This is a genomic window from Lysinibacillus irui, from assembly GCF_028877475.1.
Taxonomy (GTDB): Bacteria; Bacillota; Bacilli; order Bacillales_A; family Planococcaceae; genus Lysinibacillus; species Lysinibacillus irui.
In genome coordinates this window covers 1,165,532-1,183,378 of sequence record NZ_CP113527.1, presented here as the reverse complement: position 1 = coordinate 1,183,378, position 17,847 = coordinate 1,165,532, and the positions used below count along the sequence as shown (strand labels likewise).

Genomic DNA, 17,847 nt, shown 5'->3' with positions numbered 1-17,847 from the left:
AAAAGAACACTACTGACAGGTGTATGTCAGTAGTGTTCTAAAATTTTTTTCGCTACTTCCCGAATCTTGAAGCGTAAAGACTTCGGTTCAATCACCTCGATATCTCCGCCCCAGCCAAGTAAATGATGTAATATTTCCTCTGGATACCGAACACGAAATTGAAAGATTACATCCTCCTTCCGCTCCTCAATGGATTCAATATAAAAATTAACTGCCTCTATGATTTTGTCGGCAATTTCGGGGTTTGCCCTAATTATTATACTTTCGTCTCGATTGTCAGGTGGCCGATAGCTACTTAGGTCAAAATCATTTGGTAGAAGAAATTGATCTTCCAACATAGAAAGTTCGGTCATCCGGGACAAGCGAAAATGACGCATTTCCTGCCTCATATCACAGTATGCTAGTAAAACCCAATTTTCATGGACAAGTGTTAATCCATATGGAGAGACCACACGTTTATTTTTCCGATTCCCATCTGTTCCTGGCATTTTTTTAATATACATAAAACTGATTTTGCACTGTTTCAAAATGGCATCGCGAACTTGATTAAGATACGTTTTTACCCGCGCTTCAGTTGATTGCTCACCTATATGAAGGAGTCGCATTGTTTCCCGAACAAGCCTTGACTCGTTACGAACTGACTCCGACAAAGTAGCCTCGATTTTGCGTTTAGCGGACTTTGCATAAATACCATAATCTGTATCCAACCTTTGCTCGATAAAATCAGCTCCCATGAGCAGGGAGACGGCCTCTTCTGCTGTGAACCTAACCGGGGGTAGAAAATATCCTTCCACTAAGGAGTAACCCAGTCCAGGGGCGCCTAAAATTGGAACCCCAGCCTCACTTAATGCTTGAATATCCCTATATATCGTACGCACACTTGTCTCAAATTGAGAAGCTAAATCTTCTGCTCTCAGTGTTTTGCTTCGCTGTAATTCAAGCGTGATTGCAAGCTGCCTCTCAGTTTTGTTCATTTTTTTCCTCCACCATTTCTGCATTCTTTCACGGTACTTGCCCAATAGTTGAAGAGAATCCGCTTCACAATGTATTTGGCCTATACCCTTGGATACGTTTGTATGCCTCATAATGATGCCAAAGTTTGCTTAGAATCATAGCACAACCTCTTTTTAGAACAATTAATAAGAGTTGCTTCCATTAAGAGTTTTTAAACACCGTTCAACTAGATTTTCCCGTTAACAACACGTATTCACCCTTAATACTGTACAACTTAAATTTTAACATGATTATCCAACACTCTTTTCTATAAAGATGTATTCCATTAATGTCTCTTTAAAGGACGCTTTCCTAATAATCGCGCCCGATTGTTGAATAAAGATCACTTTACTTTCTTTTCTAATTCACCAAGTTTCTTGAATTTATTATCATAACTTTGTCGTTGAATTAGATTGTTTAACCAAAAATTTGCCCTTTCAAAATCCTCACTTTTTATAAATGTTTCAATGGCTTTCTTAAAGTTGTCATGGTAATTAAAATTCACATACACCATTAGTTCAAGCCCTTGATGGAAGCAATCCGAAGCTAAATTAAATTCTTTTGTTTTTGAATATAATATCCCTAAATAAATAAAACCACTTGATTTCTCTTCTTTGCTGAAATTTGGTTGTTTGGTAGACAAATTTAATATCCGGATTGCCTTTTTTCTCATGAATAAAAGCTCATAGGCATTTGCTCTATAAACATAATCCTCATACTTTCTTAATGGTTTGATTAGTGAAATTATACTTATTAAGATCAGTCCTTTATAAATTATTCTTTGTTCTATTGAGTTCACTTTGTTGATAATATTTATTTTCTTCTCAACTAAATAGCTCAAATAATATAAAAGCCACAATTCTACACAAGAAACGTGCCCGATTGTTGAAATCGTTTTTCTTATTGTACTAACACATCTGTTCGTTAAGTGTAACTCTTTACAATTACTTGATATTATATAGGTGAATAGAAAGATAAATTGAATTTAGTTAGTTGTAAAAGTAGATTATTTATATTATTCTCTTATAATTTTTCAAAAAAGGAGAGTTTATGAAAAAGATTATAGTTTTTGTATTATCGATATTTATATTATTCTCAGGATTCTCAACACAAAGTTATGCGTTGTCAGATTCGAAATCTGCGGCAATACAAGCGTTGCTAGAAGATGCCACTCGTATATCAGGTGTGCCGGGAATGTCAATCTCAATACTTGCTGATGATGAAGTGTTCTACTTTTCTTCAGGGTATGCTGACCGTGAAAAGGGGTTGTCTGCAAGTGAAAATACACTCTATGAGTTAGCCTCGGTCAGTAAAGCTTTTACCGGTATGGGTATTATGCTGTTAGAAGAGCAAGGGCAGCTCTCAATGACTGACCCTGTCCAAAAATATTTACCTTGGTTTACGTTAAAGTATCAAGGGAAACCTGTTGATATGCAAAGCCTTACACTAAATAACTTTCTTCACCATACCAGTGGTCTAACAAATATTAGGCATAAGGTTCAAAATATCCCACAAGGTAATACACCGGATATGTTGCAAAAGACTGTGGAAATGCTCGTAGATACTGAATTGGCATTCCCTCCCGGTGAACAGTATAACTATGGAACCGTTAATTATGACGTGTTGGGTTTGGTTATTGAGATTGTATCGCGACAAAGTTATGAAGACTTTATGAGGGAACAGGTATTTCAGCCGTTAGGTCTACACCATACGTATGTTTATAAAGAAGATGCTGAAGCTACTGGACAGTTGGCACAGGGCTATCGTTCTTCCTTTTTTATGACAACTCCATTTAAAGCTCCGGATTATGCTGGGAATAAGCCCGCAGGCTACATCATTTCTAATACAAAAGATATGGCGCGTTGGATGGGCATACAGATGGGTATTGTGCAGGACATACCCGAAATATTTTACACGGTTATCGAAAAATCACATAAGGGTGATATGTCTGTTTCGGCTGTCAACGATATGTATTATGCGGCAGGCTGGTCGGTAAACGCTGACCAAACGATTATAGAACACACTGGCGGCAACCCAAATTTCAGAACCGAAGTAGCCATACTGCTAAATGAACGAATAGGCGTCTGTTTGTTGAGCAACGGCGCAAATACCAATATAAACTTGGTCCTAAAAGTGAAAGATATAATAGACGGCAATCTAACTCAGTCATATGAAATAAGCGGCACACAGCTTTTGGATATCGTTTTGTCGTCTATCACTATTATTCTTTGCTTATTGGCCGTTCTGCTATTTCTCTTAGGATTACGCAGAAGGAAAACGAATGAGCGCCGGCCAATGACAAAAAAGAGAATAATTGTAACAGTTATTTTCCTGATCGCTACGATTTCCCTTGGTATACTGTGCTGTGCTATCGATTGGTCCACGATACTTATTTGGCAAACATACAGTGTTCTTACAGCTATGATTTCGTCAGCATTATTAACAGCAAGCATTACATGGTTTGTATACACTCACCGATAAAATACCTCGCTCCCAAGATAAACATAATATTAAGTAACTAAATTTCAATTTATCGGTATGCTTATTTGAAAAACATAAGACACTTCGGTGTCTATTTTAAAATCATCGACATTTTTCCCAGTCAAACCCAAAGACACATTCCTTATTAAAGAAATGTTGTTAAATAAATAGTTTTACTATTCTTTTATGACTTTATTGTAAACTTAACAACTTTATTGTTACAAAAACATTCAACTCTCCAAATTTCTATAATGAAACTAACTAAGTTTGATATCAAAGAAAAAACACCTAGATGTGAATTGATAAAATGCATTATGCTGTTTTTTAACCTAAAATATTTTATTTGTCTAATATTTTATAATTTGTTTTCATTTCAAATTCAGAAACCGCTTTAATTCACTAAAGAATTATAGCATTATATCTATTTAATTTTTATTATTTCGCTTAATTTGAATATGCCTACCTTTATTTCATCGAGTGAAGCATACCCATAAGAGATTCGTATAAACTGTCCAGTCTTTTCTGCATAAATACTACCAGGATTTAGAAGAATATTATTGGAAAATGCTTTTTCAAATAGCCTTTTTACTTTGAATTCAGGTTTTATTTTTACCCATATGAACAAACCACCTTTTGGGATGTCCCACGTAGCATAAGGACTCAAATATTTATCCAGTGCATCTAAAGCAACTTTTCTACGAACCCTAAGTTGTTCTCTTACTTTATCAAGATGACTATCATAGAAATTACTAGATAACCACTCTGCGGCAACGAGCTGGGAAAGAGTACTTGATCCATAATCGGATTGCATTTTTAAATCCGCTAATCGATTAATAACTGACTCCGAGCCAACTATCCAGCCAATTCGTAATCCTGGACTAAGGGTTTTTGATAAACTCCCAACATATAATACATTTCCATAAAGGTCCATTGCTTTTAGTGGTTTAGGTGGTGGGTTATCAATCCATAAATCGTGGTACACATCATCTTCTATAACTGGCAGCTGCTCTCTTTCACAATAAGCAATTAATTTCTCTCGTCTCTTTTCTTGCATTAAGGCGCCTGTAGGATTATGAAAGGTTGGAATCGTATATAAAATATTTTTTCCTTTTTCCTTTGTCAAATAAATTGAATCGATGATTAGCCCCTCCTTGTCCATCGCTAATCCTTGCAACTCCATCCCCGCAGACTCAAAAACAGTCAACGAGTAAAGATAGGACGGCATCTCTAGCAATACCGTAGAACCTCTTTTTAGTAATCCAATTGAAATTAAATGTAAAGCTTGGAGCGCACCTGAAACTACGAGAATGGATGAAGGTGATGCTTCGATACCCCTTACCTTTAAATAGTCACTAATGGCTTGGCGTAATTTTAAATTACCTTTCGGCTCTTCATAGCCAAACGAGGTCAATTGATTTGATATTTTTTGAACGATGAATTTCATCTCTTCTAAGGGGAACATTTCTGGTGATAGCTCCCCCTTACTCAATTGAATGAGATTCGTATTCGATTCAGCCTGATTAATTTCCTGCACCATAGATACACTGGGTTTATGAATGCCTAAAGTGACGTTTTCATTCCAGTTAGTCGAGTATTTTGCCCCCATCAAAGTCCAAGTATTATTGGTGACGACTGTTTCCTTCCCAGCTTTACCTTCTAGTAGCCCTTCTGCCATCAGCTCCTCTAACGCCGTTATGACTGTACTACGATTAACCTCAAACTGTTTTGCCAAATTACGTTGACTTGGTATGGGACTTCCAATCGCCCACTCCCCTTTAGCAATTTTTTCTTTTATAAAATCAATAATCAATTGATATTTTGGTTTTTTCATTAGTAATTCCTCTTCTGACTGGTTGGTTTTTTTCATTTTAACCGGTTGGAGAAGTTTTAGCAAAAACCTATTAATATTGAAATTATAAATTTAATTGGTTGGATAAGAGGTGTATTCATGTTTAAAACACTTGATTTTAAGATTATTTCTGCTCATTTCATAACAATCATTTTATGGGCATCAGCTTTTCCAGGAATACGAGTTGCATTGTCAGCCTATTCGCCTGAACATATTTCATTATTGCGGTTATTAGTAGGCTCATTTGTCTTAATCATCATAGCAATTATTACAAAAACCCCTTTGCCTGAGTTAAAAGATATCCCTATTATTTTATTACTTGGCTTTTCAGGTTTCACCGTGTATCAAGTAGCCCTAAATTATGGAGAGCAAACGATTAGTGCTGGGATTGCGAGTTTACTTGTTTCAACAACTCCGATATTCACTGCTCTGTTAGCTGTATTCTTTTATCGTGAGAAGCTTGGATTATGGGGATGGCTTGGTTCACTTATTGGTCTTTGTGGTGTAGCATTTATTTCTGTTGGAGATTCAAATGAAAGTTTTTCACTTAATTCTGGGGTTATGATCGTTTTAATAGCATCCCTTTCAGAAAGTATTTATTTTGTTTTTCAACATCGATATCTAAAAAAGTATGGGGCTTTTCCCTTTACGATGTACGCAATTTGGTCAGGTACATTTTTTATGCTACTTTTCTCACCTGGTCTAAGTGAAGCAATTATGGATGCCCCGTTAAATACAACATTAGTCATTTTGTATCTTGGAGTCTTTCCAACAATCATTCCTTATTTTACTCTAGCTTATGTTACCTCACGAACTGGAGCAGCTGAAGCAACAAGTACACTTTATTTAACCTCTGTTTTTGCATTTCTTATCGCATGGATCTGGCTTGGTGAAGTTCCACAATTTTCTGCAATAACTGGGGGCTTAATTACTTTATTAGGTGTATTTATTGCAAACATAAAAAAAGAAGAAATGATTAAAGAAAATAATAATGCTCAAAGTTTAAACTAGTGATCAATAATTAATTTGTTTTGGTTCTCTTTAGATTGATGACAACAAGTATGAGAGCAGTAGCACTTTATACATGTTGTCATTTTTAATTCTTCGATTGATAAAAAAAACTTTATCAGCAAATAAAAAGACTCCATTTTGAAAAAAGATTGATCAAAATGGAGTGAATCTTTATTTTGCTCTATATTTCAACAATAATATCCAATGAAAATGTTAATCAATAATCTGGCCCTTTACAAGAAAGACGCTTTCCTTTTTCGAGAAAAGCGCCCGTTTGTTGAAGATACAAAATTTTAACGAAACTATAGAAATTTCATTATTTAGTATGTATTTATTTTATCTCTATTGGTACTTTGTTCAATCATATCTGAAATAAAAGTATAAATATTCGGAGGATATTCAGCAATACGATGAACTACATATAAATACCATTCACTACCATATGTTACATAAACTTTAGTCTGAATATTATCCTCCTTTAAAGATCTTAATAGGTCAGGTCGAACCCCATCTAACATCTCTACTTCAACATTCGAATTATAAAGAAATCCTTTTTCTTTTAAGTCCATCAATATATTTTCATCATGTGTAGCAACAGATAATGGATGATTACTATCTATACACATAGATACAAATTCTATATACCGTTTATTTAACTCTTCGGTTCTTGGAATATATATACCTTCAGACTCTTGATAAGCCCCCTTTACTAAACGTATTCTACCTGAGGTTTTCAATAGTCCATTTAGGTCAATAGAAGAACGCTTCAAATGAACTTGTAATGTTATCCCAACATTTGAGAATGATTTTGATATTCTTTTATATAATGATAAAATTTTATCCGTTTTTTGTGATTCTTCCATACTTATCATTAGTTGAATATTATGCTGTTGTGCTTCTTTTGCTAATTCTTCTAAATTGGTAAATGCTACTTCATCAGAAATCATCATTCCGATATGAGAAAGATCAAATGATACGGTAGCCTTCATTTGATTATACCCAAGATCTTTTATTAATTCTTTGAATTCATTTTTGGCAAGCATACATTCTTCTAGGGATGTTGTATTTTCGCCAATAAATTCTAATGAAATCCGATACCCTTTGTTATATAGATTTATAACACGCTCTATCCCTTCCGTACGTGTTTCTCCAGCCAAAAATCGGTTAGCACCTTTAATAAAAATCGAAAAAAGTTCTTTTGAATTTTGAAAATAGGCTTTTAGTTCTTGATCTCTAGCAATCGATTTGAGAGCTTTGGAAAAACGTCTTTCTTCATTAAGCATAAAATAATCACATCCTAATTTTTATCTTATTTAGGTTTACATTTTACGACGATGACTTTTTATACGCGAAAATCAAATTCCTACATTAAAATTGAATCTCAAATGAAAACGGTAATTACTGTGGGGAATTTATTAAAGTAGATCATTTTTCATTCTGAATAAAAATATCCCTATATTGTCCGGGTGTTAATCCAATAAACCCCATAAAGAAATTACTAAAATGACTTTGATCTACAAAACCCGTCTCTATTGCTGCATCAAGTGGTTTTACACCATGTTCCAATCGTTTCTTTGCTTCATTAATACGCACCGTTTGTAAGTAACGATACGGGGTAATCCCCCGAATTTGGGTAAATGAGCGTAACAAAGAATATTTGTTCATATTAGCTATCTTTGCTAAATCATCTAAAGCAATATGTTCTGCATAATGTACTTCTAGGTAGTGACAAACATTTTCAATTTCTTGTTTAATAGCTCTTGGTTCTGTATCTTCGATGGCTTCGCTATATTCCTCAATAAGTTGTTGAATAAGAAAATAGAAAGTTTCTTCTTTCTCAAAATCTGTTATTTCATCCATAATCATCTGGTGAAGATTATGCAACAATTGTGCTTTTTCACTTCGACAGGCAACAGGAGAAGCAAAGGAAGGAAGATAATCTTGCCCTGTAATCTCTTTTGTAACTTTTCGCATGATTTCAGGCTTGATATTCAAGCAGCGATAGTCTAATTTTTCGTTGTCAATTGATTCACAGGCATGATTATCCAGTGGGTTAAAAAATATAATATCACCGGTACCTATTACATATTCTTCGTTCTTACAAGACAATCGTCTTTGTCCACTCTCTATAAACCCAATCACATAATATTCATGGAAGTGGTTCGGAAACTTTTGCATGATACCTTCAAAACGATAAGCTTCTATTTGTAAATCATAATCAAAACGTACAGTTCTTTCTTCTTGTCCCATATGAACACCCCCTTTTGATTTCTGATAGTTAATGTAACACATATGGTTAAGGTACTCTTGTAAGATATTGACTAAAAAAATGGCAAGGCAGATTAAAAAAACTGCCACACTATTCTTTTTATTCATATTTAAGGTTTTCCTTTATACCACCTTTCTTCAGTGGAAGAACTAAAAAAATTATTTCTTTCAAGTCAAAAAAGTTACCTTAATCCATAAAATTGCCCTTTCCATCGATAATGGAAGACTGTTCAATACTTTTAAGGGCCACCTAGCTACTTACAAGAGATATTGCAGAAGAGCTTCTTAGAAAGTTTAAGAGAAATTATCCTCTCATTCGTTTTTCAGGTGAATTTTTTTGATTTTTATTGACAAAAAATAAAAAACAACATATAGTTTTAAAAAAACCATTTTAATAAAACTAATAAAAGGAGGTTGATCATGGATGTATGAACTTCTTGTTCTTTCGCTATTAATGAAATTTCCATTACATGCTTATCTTATCTCAAAAATATCTAATGACACCATTGGCCCATGGGAACAAGTGAGCAGAGGAACGCTTTCAACATTGTTAAATAAATTAGAAAAAGCTGGTCTAATTCAAGAGGCTGATCCAGCCACCGTCCCTTTTCCGACCGAACGACCATCTCGTACTTTCGAAATAACTAATAAGGGGAAAGATCGTTTTTTTGAGTTGATGATGGATACCAAAAAAAACGTTGGGAATTACCAAAAAATTTTCCACATAAAGGCGATTTATCTAGAGTTCTTAAGCGAAGAAGATCAGATCTATTTGGTTAATCACTATATAAAATATTGCCAAACAGCAATTGAGCATATCAAGTCGCAGCAATTAGAATTTGACGAAAATCCTGAGCAAGTGAAGTCCATACAAGGTACCTCATTTTATTCGGCCATCAAGAGTTTGATGCGTCTAAATACAGAGCAGTGGAGTCTGGAAAAGCAATGGGCAACTCATCTTAAGGAACAAATTATGATGAGCATAAAAAACGAAAAAAGAAAGGATTATTAAAATGACACAAGAATGGAAAAAAGATAAAGAAGATATAAACATTTTGTTTAATGAATTGTTTTCTGCATGGAGTCATGGGGATGGAAGAGCTTTTGCGAATTGCTTTACAGAAGATGTAGACTATATCACTTTTTTCGGTCAGCATTTAAAAGGCAGGGAAGAAGTGGAGAATTCACATCAAGATTTATTTAATGGTGTTTTAAAAGGTTCGCAAATGCAAGGACGGATTACGAGCATTCGTTTCCTCAATGCTGACCTAGCTATAGTTCACTGTATAGGAAATACGAAAATGCCAAGCCAAAAAAATTATTCGGAGAAAAGGGCGTCCATTAATACGAATGTATTAGTTAAACAAAATGGGGAATGGAAGATTACTTCCTTTCACAATTGTCGGATCAAAGAACCAAACTTTTTAATCAAATGGTTTATGAAAAAAGGTAAAAAGGTACAATGATTTTCATGGTTACCTTATTTTATCATCACAATAATCTCGCTCCCTTCTCTAATTTCTTTAATTTACGATTAAATTAGGAATTCAACAAAATAAAAGCAAATATCCTTTTTTAATCAACCTTCCCTTTTAATTAAAAAAGGATATTTAAACAACTTTATTATTTTTAAAGGACTATATTGTTACTTAATACTTTAACTATAGAAGACGCATTCCTTACTATAATCTGCACCCAAAATTTAGATTTGTGTCTATCATTTGTGGTGCAGATTAATTTCGGAAAAGCGCCCGATAATTGAAGGAATATTTTTCAAGTTTTAGGGGTAAACTCGCTTTTCTTCATATAAATTTATTGTGTTTCTAGCCTTTATAGCTAATTTTTCCTGTCTCCAATAATTCTTTAAGTCCCATAAACATTAAATTCCAGCCATGTTCGGTACTGTCATGCCATTCGACAAGGGCTTTTTCTATATCAGATTCTGACCAATTCTTTTCATGAGGAACATGAATAACTTGTTTGAATGTCATCTCACAGCCTTGTTTAAGTTCTTTTAGCTCAACTATAATCGTATCTTCTAATTCGCTGAATTGTGGCATTTTAAAAGTGAACACGATTTTTTTCGGAGGATCAATTTCAAGGTACTCCCCAATCGCACGGTAATCCTTCCCTTCCCGATGGTCAACAATTTCCCAAGTACCACCAACTTGCGGATTATTTTGTGTTATCTTATTCGTCCCTTCCAATGTAAAAAACCATTTTCTCATCATTTCTGGGTTCAACCATGCATTAAAAACTCTTTCAGTCGATACATCAAAAATTCTTATCATTATTAAAGTGGTTGTGGAAACGTCACTCATACATTCACTCCTTTATGTAAATTAATGTTCTTTATTTTTTGCTTTGAATAATTCACTTTCCAAAAGATTGAAACGATTGTTCCAGGACTTTTCATAAAACATTCCATTGCTTGGGATAATGATTCCTTGTTTAACCGACATAAATGAATTCTTCCATTTACACTCCTTTCAACAAGTTTTGCCCGATCCAGAACTTTTATATGTTTTGAAATACTAGTCAAAGACATATCAAAGGGCTCTGCTAATTCAGAAATAGTCCTTTCTTTTTTGCGCCAACATACGAACTATTTCACTTCTTGTTGAATCAGCTAAAGCATGAAAAGTTACATTTAAGATATCTTTATTATGGTTAACCATGTGGTTAAATATAACAACCTTTTAATTTACATTCAACCATGTAGTTAAATATTAAACATTCTAATCTTTCTTTTTCTACATTCTGTCCTCTTACAAAAAAAAATATGAATATGGAATCTTCCATAATCTGGACACTTCCATAAATAAGGACGCTTTCCTTAATTTCAGAAAAGCGTCCGATTGTTGAAGATTGTTATTTAACTAAAGCCCCCGTTACTTTGGATGTCCGTTAAAAGTAATCTGGGATATCAAGTGATATGGAGCCGATCTTATTTTCTTTTGAGTAATACATACAAACACTGTCGTTATATTTTTGACTATCATTAGGTAGTACAATAAAACCTAATCCTTTGTAAAATTCTATCCCAATATCACTATAAAGGAAAAAGTTGTTACAGTTTTCTTCCTGCTCTAGTTTATTTATCGTTTCTTTGACCAATAAAGAAGCATATCCTTTTTTTCTTAAATTTAAAGGAGTAGCGATTGAACCAAGCCCTTTTACAATTTGGTCTTCTGAAAGATTTAGTTCATATACGATGAGAGAGCTTAATAGTTGCTTTGTATCTGTTGCTTCAAGAACGTACCACTTTCCCTTTTTATACTTATTGGAAGCCTGGCACATAGTTATATATTTTTCATATGGCAGATTATCTCCCCAAACATCATAGCCCATCTTATAAACTTCTATCATATCCTCTTTTGTTGCTTCCCTAATTTTTTTCAAAGTACCTCTCCTTCTGTTTTATGCGGTTATACATTCTTTTCGACATTAAGATTATCAAAACCTCTATACTTCTAAAGCTAAACTGCCCCATTATCTTAAGTACATTTTTTCAAAAACTCACATAAAAATTAACACAAAATACCATTTTTTCAGAAGTGTAATTCAATTAATTGGCCCTTTAATGAAAACGAGCGCCGATTCTTATTACAGAATCGCGTCCGATTGTTGAATATCTAATTGTTGATTTACTCCCTCATTTTTCATCATTAATTTCGATTTTATCCCTCCCTCGCTTATTCTGGATAACTTTGTTCTTTTGCCTTTGTCCAAACTGTAACGTTTTGTCCCACTTTTAAAGATGTAACAACATCTGTTGAAAACCAAATCGCATCTGGTATCCCATTTGGTAATTTTTTCGTTGTGCTTTCCTCTAAAAATCTATCATTTTAAATAGTTTCTCCTGTAATTGTAGGTTCAAACAGAAACGTAGTAACTATTAAGTTCAAAAAATATGTATAAATTTAAAAACTTTTTAGTAAATTCATATAGTGGAGTAAATTATTTTTATTGTTACGTAGATTGGAGAGGGAAGTTATTAAGAAGAAAATAATAATCATATTTTTAGTCTTAATGTGTGTATTTTTCGTAGCATGGAAGTTAAATAAACAAGATGATAATTTGGAATCGACGGTTACTAAAAAAGTGAAAAGAGAAGGATTTATTTCAAAAGGATTAAATCCTGGAAATTCCAGTGATTATGACATAAAACTAACAATGGATAATAACGGAAATTTCCGATTTGAATCAACCTGTTTAATCAAAAATCTATCTAACGATGATTGGGAACAATTAATTTTTTACTTTATACCTAATATGTTTACAAAAAGTGTTTCATCTGAGCTAGAACATCCCTCGAAAGTTGATATTCAAAACATTTCGATTGATGGAAAAAAGGTAAATTACTCACTAGATAAAGATACATTAAGCATAATGCTTATGGAAAAGTTGAAACCTAATCAAGAAATCAAAGTTAATTTTTCCTATGAACTAACCATTCCTGAAAAGGGCATAAGATTCACGAAAAATAATAGTAATTTTCATTTAGCTCAATTTTATCCAATGCTTGCCACATATAGAAGCCATAAATGGAACAAGGAAGTGTACCTCGATCGAGGAGAGACTTATCATACAACATTTAGCAATTTCAAATTAACGTATGACATTCCTAAAGAGTACACCTTGGTTTCTTCCTTCGACCACGAAGTATTTCCAAGTCTGAACAAAGGTTACTTGAAATTCAGAATGTGAAGGAGATATTTCTAGCTATATTAAAAGATCCAATACTAGTAGAAAAAGAGGAGGGCATTTCTATTAGAGTATTTGGATTTGAAGAGAAAAAAGAGGAACTATATCAAGAAATAGTAGACGAGGCTACCTCTGCATTAAATTATTTCGAAGAAATTATGGGGCCTTATCCTTTTAAACAATTAGATATTGTATTAGATGGAATGGGTATGGAATATCCAGGAATTGTAACAGCTCATTCGATTTATAATAGTGGTCTTAACAATTCCAAGCAACTTAAAACTATGGTAGTTCATGAGATTGCTCATCAATGGTTTTATGGGATGATTAGCAATGATCCTTATAAAAATGCATGGTTAGATGAAGGCTTTGCAGAATTTGCTACTGGTCTATTTATGTATTCGAAATCGAAACAAAATGAAACTTATAATTCGATTTTCAGAATTGACCCAAAACGAGAACTTCCAGTAAATTTACCTCTTGATCAATACGATGAATCCAATATGGGTTCATATGTTTATGGAAAATCTGCCAGAAAGTTATGGGAATTATTTAAAGATAATGGAGAGCTTAAAGAAGCTGAAAAATTTTTAAAAAGCTATTATCTTTTTTATAGATATAAAGAAGTTGATACTAAAGAGTTTGTGAGATTCGTAAAATACTATTTTGATTTAAAAGATGATACCCTATTTGAGGGTTGGTTAGAACTAGAAAAATAAAAACTAATATTTCAAAGAAACGTAAAAAAGCACCCTTTAAGGCTGCAGTGAACTTTAGATAAAAGGTATCTAGAAGAGCATTCTTGATGCCTTTTTTTGTCATTTTTATTTCTCTCAATTAGATTCTTTTTAGAAGTAACGTACCCTAAATGTTCTTTAACTATCCTGCTCTTTTGGTTTAAGTGAAAATCTTCAAAATTTCTTTGCTCCATAAAGATTTTCTTTAAATGTATTACTCAAGAAAATGGCCCGTTAATATAGGAAGGCCTATTCTTTATTAAAGAAATGCGCCCGATTGTGGAATAAAGAAATACTCTACAAAAGTTATATCCCTTGATCCTTATTTAGTACTAAGAAAACAATTTTTAAACCTAGAACAAGGCATTGTGTTTGTGGTTAATGACCAATGCAATAATCCAATATGTAATGTATATAAAGGTAAACCTAAGCCCAAAATTATTATTGAAAAATAAAAATAACCAGAGAGGTAAAAATATGAAAAGAATATTAAAGTATCTACCTATTTTACTAATAGTATCGTTTTTATCTTTTTCACATTTTGCAAAAGCTGAGGACACGAATCTTGGTACTTTAACTGAAATTGAAAATAACGATAAAGAAAAATACGATCACATAACGATTTCAGTTGAAGAAAATAGAGATACAAAAAAGGAATACAGTTACAGCTTTAAGTATAACTATGATGAGATTTATGAGTTGTTAAAATTAACTGAAAAAGAATATGATACGTACTGGAAAGACGGGCTTTCGATTTCAGATATGGCTAAAGAACAAGGTATTGACAGGGATGTTTTAATGGAGTATTTTGTAACTTTCCATCATGATGTATTAAGAAAATGGCTTGTACGTGATAACGTACCTGAACATTTATACTTCACACAAGTATATCGTTTAAAAGATGTAATCATTGAATTTATTGAACGCAACCCAAATAAATAAAAAAAGGTCTCACGCTTTTCTTTTATTAAAATCAAGAATAATTACTGCCCGATAACTAAATATCCAATTAAAAAGTCACACATTATATAAGATATTAAGAAAAGGATAGATGAACAGGAATTATACCTGCTTGTATCTATCCTTTTTGTACAACAATGACCACATTTGCTGCTATAGGAATAAATTTCCATCAAAAGTTAGTTCAACAACGAACACAATCATTTTGCTATTTTACCTAAATTTATCTTTCTTTATCATAAGTGTTCCTTGTAAGATTGAGCTTTGGCATATAAGTATTTCCGCCTGCTACCATTTCTTTTGTTTCAACATCATAAATTGCATAATTACCTCTAAATTCTTTTTCTGTGTCTTTAAAGGAATAAAAAAAATAAACTTGCCTATCAGGACTAACGGTCTGATGATAGTTAATATCTATATAAGGGTAGATACTAAGAATATTTCCATCAAAAGTTATATAATTTAATCTTTCTACCTCATTGAACAATAATTTTTTTCTAACATTTACAGATGCATCAGGCATTTCTTTAAAAAGAACAGTATCCAAATGCCTTTGCTGTTGCTTTGGCTTCTGCTTATATCTTTGATAAACCTCCTGATGTATAGGATACTTTAGGTTCCTTAATGCCTGGTAAAATTCATCTACAGTTTCATCAACAACTTTTTCCTTATTTGCAGGATATAAATATTCATTATTATCTGAAGGGTTAGTTTGAGAATGAACAGGACTTTCTAATAATATAGAAAAACTGAACAAAAATATAATCACAAACGAACTAATTAAGAATGTATTTTTCATTTAGATTACTCCTTTTTAGAAGTAACGTACCCTAAATGTGCTTTAACTATCCTGCTTCGTTAGTTAGTGAGAAACTTCACTACCTTACTCTATATTTCAACAATAATATCCAATTTTACTGAAAACGTTCCTCCACAATCTGGCCCTTATGAAGAAAGACGCTTTCCTATTTCAGAAAAGCGCCCCTTAATGGAAAACTCGATTTCAAGATAATTATAAAAGACATTACTAAAATTTTTTTCTATTTTTCCTTTTAGCAGAAAAACAATTTAAAGAACTTATTGAAAAACGCTACGCTTTAGTTCAATAAGAACTGTTAAAACTGTACACTAAAACCATTAAATTTATGGATTCCTGTACCGAATTTAGTAAGTTTATTTTCTCTCAAAAACTTAACTGCAATTTTTACTTCTTCTAATATTTTTGGTTCAAGCCCTAAAGTATTATGTGAACCGTAAACCATTGAAACGTTTGGTATCTCTGAAACTTTTTCCAAGGAATTGACTAAATCCACAGGGTTTGTTGAAGGATAAAAAGCATATATAGGAGTTTCATCATATAGTAAATCCCCTGTAAACAAGTAACCGTTTGTTTCATCAAAAACGGATATATGACCTGGAGAATGTCCAGGAGTATGATAAATTATTAAATTTCTATTACCCAATTCAATTACGTCGCCATCACCTAACAACCCTGTTGGTTCCCCTTGAAATGGTTGATATGTATGAGGATTAAATGTATTAGGAGTAGGCAATGTTATATCTCTACTAATATCTTTTCTTATTTGTTCAATTGATAAGCCTTTTATTCCATTCACTAACCAGTCTTTATCTCCCTCATGAACATATATTTTTTCAAATTCGCCGTGACTTCCGATATGATCAGTGTGGACATGGGTAGTGATGACTTCAATCGGTAAAGTAGTCAATTGGTCAGTAATTCTCTTTATATTATCAATTCCAAGACCTGTATCAATTAGAATCGCTTTTTGATTACCTAATAATAAAAATGAATGTACCTTCTCCCAATGTCCATATTCACTAATTGCATATGTATTAATATCAATCGGATGCACAGTAAACCACAAATCTTTAATCATACTTTACCTCCAAAAAATTAGTTTATTCCTTACTTGTTCTACATTACATCTTCGTTTGTTGCAAAATTAGTCAACCCAAACTGAGTACCTTCATTTAGCATAATCTCTAACTCATCTAAATCTACATCTTTAATCCCCAGTGATCCTTCTTCCGCAAAAATATACCAGCAAATGAACCCAAGACGAATAGTTACTTTTAAAACAACATTTTTTGGGTTTTTGTGTCTTCTCTAACTTTCATTTGGGAACGTTATTAGGTTTGTTTATGTATACTTTATAAAACCTTGTTTCACTAATGCTACAGTAAGTTGAACAAGGTTTTGAGTTTTCACCTTAAAAACCAAATCAGTTAATGAAGCATCTCTACCTTTACCTTTAGTTTTATATCCGTAGGGAACCCTTCTTCTTCTATTACGGAAGATATGACATAAATGCCTTCAGGGAAGCCGTCAAATATCTTCTCATAACATTCATTACTTTTTAAAATACCATTTGCTATTTTTGTTTCTTTATCTAGATTTTGAATTTTGTATAAAAAACTTTCAGTACCAATATTTAGTAAGGTTATTTTAAATGGACTATCACCAGAATGAGTAAAAGAGGATTTAATTTCACCTATAGGAGACGTTATCTCTGCATCAATCGCAATAGGATAAAAACTTCTTATTGGTGCTACTTTCTCTATATCCGTGACATCTAAGATAAAAGGTTCCTTTTTTACAACTTCTTTTACTTCTTCTGTCTTTTTAGTATTATCATCTTTGTGAATTGTTTTGGAACGTTCAGTAGCCAACGATTCTGCTGTAGCTTCTGTGTTATCAGCTTCATCATTAATACAACCTGATAAAGCCAATGAACCTAATAAAATGCTTATGTAAAAATATCTTTTCAACATTTCCACCCCATATCAAAAAAAGTTACTTTAATAATACCACAAATGGAT

The 17,847-nt window shown here is 32.8% G+C and carries 18 protein-coding genes and 1 pseudogene; 7 read left to right on the top strand and 12 right to left on the bottom strand.

The annotated features are described in order from the left end of the window. Nucleotides 1-26: 26 nt before the first annotated feature. Nucleotides 27-974, bottom strand: coding sequence for a helix-turn-helix transcriptional regulator (locus OU989_RS05555; RefSeq protein WP_274796129.1), 948 nt, complete (start codon nt 972-974; stop codon nt 27-29). Nucleotides 975-1,336: 362 nt separating this feature from the next. Continuing rightward, nucleotides 1,337-1,666, bottom strand: coding sequence for a hypothetical protein (locus OU989_RS05550; protein WP_274796128.1), 330 nt, complete (start codon nt 1,664-1,666; stop codon nt 1,337-1,339). Between the two features lie 377 nt (nt 1,667-2,043). Between OU989_RS05550 and OU989_RS05545 the strand changes: the two genes are divergently transcribed. After that, nucleotides 2,044-3,474: a serine hydrolase domain-containing protein gene (locus OU989_RS05545; protein ID WP_274796127.1), complete on the top strand. Its 1,431-nt coding sequence runs from the start codon at nt 2,044-2,046 to the stop codon at nt 3,472-3,474. Between the two features lie 421 nt (nt 3,475-3,895). On the opposite strand, the gene OU989_RS05540 is transcribed toward OU989_RS05545, so the two are convergent. After that, nucleotides 3,896-5,305 carry an aminotransferase-like domain-containing protein gene (locus tag OU989_RS05540; RefSeq protein WP_274796126.1) on the bottom strand — a complete coding sequence of 470 codons (1,410 nt, stop codon included), beginning with the start codon at nt 5,303-5,305 and terminating at the stop codon, nt 3,896-3,898. A gap of 117 nt (nt 5,306-5,422) precedes the next feature. On the opposite strand from OU989_RS05540, the gene OU989_RS05535 reads away from it, so the two are divergent. Further along, nucleotides 5,423-6,334, top strand: a complete 912-nt coding sequence (locus OU989_RS05535; RefSeq protein ID WP_274796125.1) for a DMT family transporter — start codon at nt 5,423-5,425, stop codon at nt 6,332-6,334. A 320-nt stretch (nt 6,335-6,654) separates the two neighbouring features. On the opposite strand, the gene OU989_RS05530 is transcribed toward OU989_RS05535, so the two are convergent. Both OU989_RS05530 and OU989_RS05525 read right to left on the bottom strand, forming a co-directional pair. Beyond that, nucleotides 6,655-7,617, bottom strand: coding sequence for a proline dehydrogenase family protein (locus OU989_RS05530; RefSeq protein ID WP_274796124.1), 963 nt, complete (start codon nt 7,615-7,617; stop codon nt 6,655-6,657). Between the two features lie 142 nt (nt 7,618-7,759). Continuing rightward, nucleotides 7,760-8,584, bottom strand: a complete 825-nt coding sequence (locus tag OU989_RS05525) for an AraC family transcriptional regulator (protein WP_274796123.1) — start codon at nt 8,582-8,584, stop codon at nt 7,760-7,762. 442 nt (nt 8,585-9,026) lie between these two features. Here OU989_RS05525 and OU989_RS05520 point away from each other — a divergent pair, with 442 nt between their 5' ends. Then, nucleotides 9,027-9,614 carry a PadR family transcriptional regulator gene (locus OU989_RS05520; protein WP_274796122.1) on the top strand — a complete coding sequence of 196 codons (588 nt, stop codon included), beginning with the start codon at nt 9,027-9,029 and terminating at the stop codon, nt 9,612-9,614. A gap of 1 nt (nt 9,615) precedes the next feature. Further along, nucleotides 9,616-10,068 carry an SgcJ/EcaC family oxidoreductase gene (locus OU989_RS05515; RefSeq protein WP_274796121.1) on the top strand — a complete coding sequence of 151 codons (453 nt, stop codon included), beginning with the start codon at nt 9,616-9,618 and terminating at the stop codon, nt 10,066-10,068. 357 nt (nt 10,069-10,425) lie between these two features. On the opposite strand, the gene OU989_RS05510 is transcribed toward OU989_RS05515, so the two are convergent. From OU989_RS05510 to OU989_RS23680, 4 genes and pseudogenes are all read right to left on the bottom strand, one after another. Beyond that, the gene (locus OU989_RS05510) at nt 10,426-10,923 is read right to left on the bottom strand and encodes an SRPBCC family protein (RefSeq protein ID WP_274796120.1); all 498 of its coding nucleotides are present in this window, start codon (nt 10,921-10,923) and stop codon (nt 10,426-10,428) included. Further along, complete coding sequence (locus tag OU989_RS05505; protein WP_274796119.1) at nt 10,920-11,150, bottom strand: ArsR/SmtB family transcription factor; 231 nt, start codon at nt 11,148-11,150, stop codon at nt 10,920-10,922. The genes OU989_RS05510 and OU989_RS05505 overlap by 4 nt, the downstream gene beginning before the upstream one ends. Nucleotides 11,151-11,509: 359 nt before the next feature. Then, a complete protein-coding gene (locus OU989_RS05500; protein ID WP_274796118.1) occupies nt 11,510-12,004 on the bottom strand; it encodes a GNAT family N-acetyltransferase in 495 nt (164 codons plus the stop codon). 293 nt (nt 12,005-12,297) lie between these two features. After that, nucleotides 12,298-12,417, bottom strand: a pseudogene (locus tag OU989_RS23680) (DUF3221 domain-containing protein); the annotation flags it as partial. Nucleotides 12,418-12,571: 154 nt separating this feature from the next. On the opposite strand from OU989_RS23680, the gene OU989_RS05495 reads away from it, so the two are divergent. The 3 genes from OU989_RS05495 (at nt 12,572) to OU989_RS05485 (ending at nt 14,988) form a co-directional block, all read left to right on the top strand. Further along, entirely contained in the window at nt 12,572-13,312 is a 741-nt protein-coding gene (locus OU989_RS05495; RefSeq protein WP_274796117.1) for a gluzincin family metallopeptidase, read from the top strand. Beyond that, nucleotides 13,309-14,028 (top strand): M1 family aminopeptidase, encoded by a 720-nt coding sequence (locus tag OU989_RS05490; protein WP_274796116.1) that lies wholly within the window; start codon nt 13,309-13,311, stop codon nt 14,026-14,028. Before OU989_RS05495 ends, OU989_RS05490 begins: the two co-directional genes overlap by 4 nt. Nucleotides 14,029-14,523: 495 nt before the next feature. After that, nucleotides 14,524-14,988, top strand: a complete 465-nt coding sequence (locus OU989_RS05485; protein ID WP_274796115.1) for a hypothetical protein — start codon at nt 14,524-14,526, stop codon at nt 14,986-14,988. Nucleotides 14,989-15,229: 241 nt separating this feature from the next. Here OU989_RS05485 and OU989_RS05480 read toward each other — a convergent pair whose 3' ends face one another. The 3 genes from OU989_RS05480 to OU989_RS05470 all read right to left on the bottom strand — a co-directional run bounded on the left by OU989_RS05480 (nt 15,230) and on the right by OU989_RS05470 (nt 17,799). Beyond that, the gene (locus OU989_RS05480; protein WP_274796114.1) at nt 15,230-15,805 is read right to left on the bottom strand and encodes a hypothetical protein; all 576 of its coding nucleotides are present in this window, start codon (nt 15,803-15,805) and stop codon (nt 15,230-15,232) included. A 316-nt stretch (nt 15,806-16,121) separates the two neighbouring features. After that, complete coding sequence (locus tag OU989_RS05475; RefSeq protein WP_274796113.1) at nt 16,122-16,904, bottom strand: MBL fold metallo-hydrolase; 783 nt, start codon at nt 16,902-16,904, stop codon at nt 16,122-16,124. 349 nt (nt 16,905-17,253) lie between these two features. Beyond that, nucleotides 17,254-17,799 (bottom strand): hypothetical protein, encoded by a 546-nt coding sequence (locus OU989_RS05470; RefSeq protein WP_274796112.1) that lies wholly within the window; start codon nt 17,797-17,799, stop codon nt 17,254-17,256. Nucleotides 17,800-17,847: the final 48 nt, after the last annotated feature.